This is a genomic window from Pontimicrobium sp. MEBiC01747, assembly GCF_053601635.1.
Window position 1 is genome coordinate 1 of the sequence record NZ_JBSHNS010000572.1, and the last position, 2,785, is coordinate 2,785.

The 2,785-nt window shown below is 27.6% G+C and carries 3 protein-coding genes; 2 read left to right on the forward strand and 1 reads right to left on the reverse strand.

Going from position 1 to position 2,785, the window contains the following annotated elements; translation table 11 throughout:
• Window positions 1–163: 163 nt before the first annotated feature.
• A complete protein-coding gene (locus ACVC2P_RS19100) occupies window positions 164–1,264 on the reverse strand; it encodes a helix-turn-helix domain-containing protein (RefSeq protein ID WP_452600042.1) in 1,101 nt (366 codons plus the stop codon).
• 233 nt (window positions 1,265–1,497) lie between these two features.
• On the opposite strand from ACVC2P_RS19100, the gene ACVC2P_RS19105 reads away from it, so the two are divergent.
• Together ACVC2P_RS19105 and ACVC2P_RS19110 are read left to right on the forward strand one after the other, a co-directional pair.
• The gene (locus ACVC2P_RS19105; protein ID WP_452600043.1) at window positions 1,498–1,896 is read left to right on the forward strand and encodes a hypothetical protein; all 399 of its coding nucleotides are present in this window, start codon (window positions 1,498–1,500) and stop codon (window positions 1,894–1,896) included.
• A 129-nt stretch (window positions 1,897–2,025) separates the two neighbouring features.
• The coding region (locus ACVC2P_RS19110) for an efflux RND transporter periplasmic adaptor subunit (protein ID WP_452600044.1) at window positions 2,026–2,785 on the forward strand (760 nt) is incomplete at its 3' end.

Sequence of the window (2,785 nt, forward strand, 5' to 3'; positions counted from 1 at the left end):
TTTTGATGCAGCAAATATTTACGAAATGAAATTGTTAACCAATAAAAAGCAATTGGTATAAGTTCGAATTTCTGAAATCCAAACAATGTAAGTAGTTTTAATAGTAATTTATTGCAGTTTTCAGGAATCCGAACTCCCTAAAATAACTGTAATATGTAAAGAATTAAGTACTTTTGTATTTAGAAGGTGTAGTACCTGTTACTTTTTTAAAAGCAGCATAAAACGTGCTTTTACTTTGGAAGCCAACATTCATACCAATACCTTCTATACTTAAATTATTTGCCAAATCACTTTGTATAAGTGTTATAGCTTTTTCAATTCTATATTTATTAATGTAGCTATTAAAGTTTAATTGGTATATACTATTTAATGCTGTAGATATTTTTCTAGGATGTACATTTAATTCATCTGCAATATCTATAATAGTAAGTTCTGGTTTTGTATATGTTTCATGTTTATTTATATACAAATCTAGTTTTTCTAGTAATTGTTTTAGTTCTTGTTTAGGCTCTTGTACTTTTTCTTTAACTTCAATAGCCTCCTCAATTGTTTTATCTGTTTTCATATCAAATAAGGACGAGACATTATGTTGTAAAATACCGCGTAAAGAAACCCAGTATAATAAAATAACGTTTATACTAGAAAAGATTAAGTATGTAAGTTTAAACTCGAAAAATATAGTAATAAAAATACCAACAGTTAAGTATACAACCCCTGTAATAACAAATAACCTTGCCCATTTTAACTCTTTAAACTCAATAGCAGAAAATTGATTATTAACTTCTTTAATATGTTTATTAATCCATTTTACTGTAATATAAGCAACCCACATAGAATATAATATGCCAAATAGCTGTAACAAATTATACCACAAAGAATCAACTATTTCTAGTTTGGTAGTAGTAGGTAAACAAAAAATGATAAGGTCTATAATAAATACAATTATTCCTGGATATAACAAATGGTATTTAATTTTCTGATGCGAAAACACAGAAATCTTTTGAATGTATATAAAAAACAATGGAAAAGCTAACCAAGCATTTTTAAAAGGTAAGAGTAATAATCTAGGGTAGTATTTTGTTAATTCAATGTCTTCTATAATACTAGGTAATAAATCCAAAGAATAAACAATAACAAATAAACCTAGATAAACACTAGACTTGCTTTTTTTTAAACCAATAAATACTAATAATGACCCTAAAATAATTCCTTGTATAAAACCAAGAGTATCTACAAGAGAAACAGCATTGTAATTTAAATCCAAATTAATAATTTATTTTTTTACAAAATAAAGAAAATAAACCAAGCTGCCTTTAAAATACTTAGTATAAATTTTAAATAGGTCTTGGCATTAAAAAATGATCTAATTTTAATTAAAAAATATAAGCAGGGACTAGTAATAATGTGGTATTGTATTTTTATGTTGTAGTATCGTTAAAAAAACTATGACTTTTTTTCTTGTTTATGTCGTTTAACAAAATTAATTTTGCCCCTGTAATGGAAAAAAAGCATAGCTATTTTAATGTTCTAGTATCATTTTTACTAGTTATTGGATTTCAATTTTTTGGAAACCAATCCATGCTTTATGCAGCATCTTCCAGTTCTACAGTACTAGTTGACACTATAGAATCTAATGTTTCTTTAGAAATTCAAAAAGATCAAGTTGATAGTTCAATAAGTACAACACAACAGTTACTTGTTGAAATAGAAGAAGAAGTCTTAGAGGAAAGAAAAGGTGTAAAGATACGTACACACAATGCTGTGTTCCATACATTTTATACAGCTTTCCTAGAGCTTTTATTCTGCATTTATAATAAAGAAATGCATTCTTTTGAGGCAAGTAAACTAGTCTCATCTATTCCCTTATACTTACGACACGAAGTTTTCAGGTTATGATTGTATTACTAAGATGGGGTAACCTGCCTTAGTTAAATTTTTACTTTTTAATTGTTCACTTAAACAATAATATGTCTTTTGTGTACAATATTCATTTTACAATTATAATATATTCACAATACAACCCTAATGAAAACATTCATTTTGTTTTTGGTTGCTAGTATAACATTAACTAGTTGCAACCATCATAAAAAAGAACACAAAGAAACCATAAAACATATAGTAACAAGTCCAGTAAAAATGGACACATTAATAACAAAAGATTATGTATGCCAAATCCATTCTATTAAACATATAGAATTAAGAGCTTTAGAAAAAGGCTACCTCCAAAACATCTCGGTAGATGAAGGACAATTTGTTAAAAAAGGACAATCAATGTTTAAAATTATGCCTAATGTTTATGAAGCCGAATTAAAGAAGGCAGAAGCCGAAGCAGATGTAGCCAATATTGAGTATAAAAACACCAAATTATTAGCAGATAGTAATGTTGTTTCCCCTAATGAATTAGCAATGTCTAAAGCCAAATACAATAAAGCAAATGCAGAAGTCGCTATGGCAAAAACACATTTAGGGTTTACCAATGTTAAAGCGCCATTTGATGGTATAATGGATCATTTACATGTTAGAGAGGGTAGTTTATTAGATGAAGGAGAGTTGCTAACAACATTGTCTGATAATAGTAAAATGTGGGTATATTTTAATGTGCCAGAAGCCGAGTATTTAGATTATGTAATGAATGGTCAACAAGAGGATAATAAAGAAGTAAGTCTTTTAATGGCTAATAATAGAGAATTTAACCAAAAAGGAATTGTTGAAACAATTGAAGGAGAATTTAACAACGAAACAGGAAACATTGCTTTTAGAGCAACATTTCCAAACCCAGATAAAA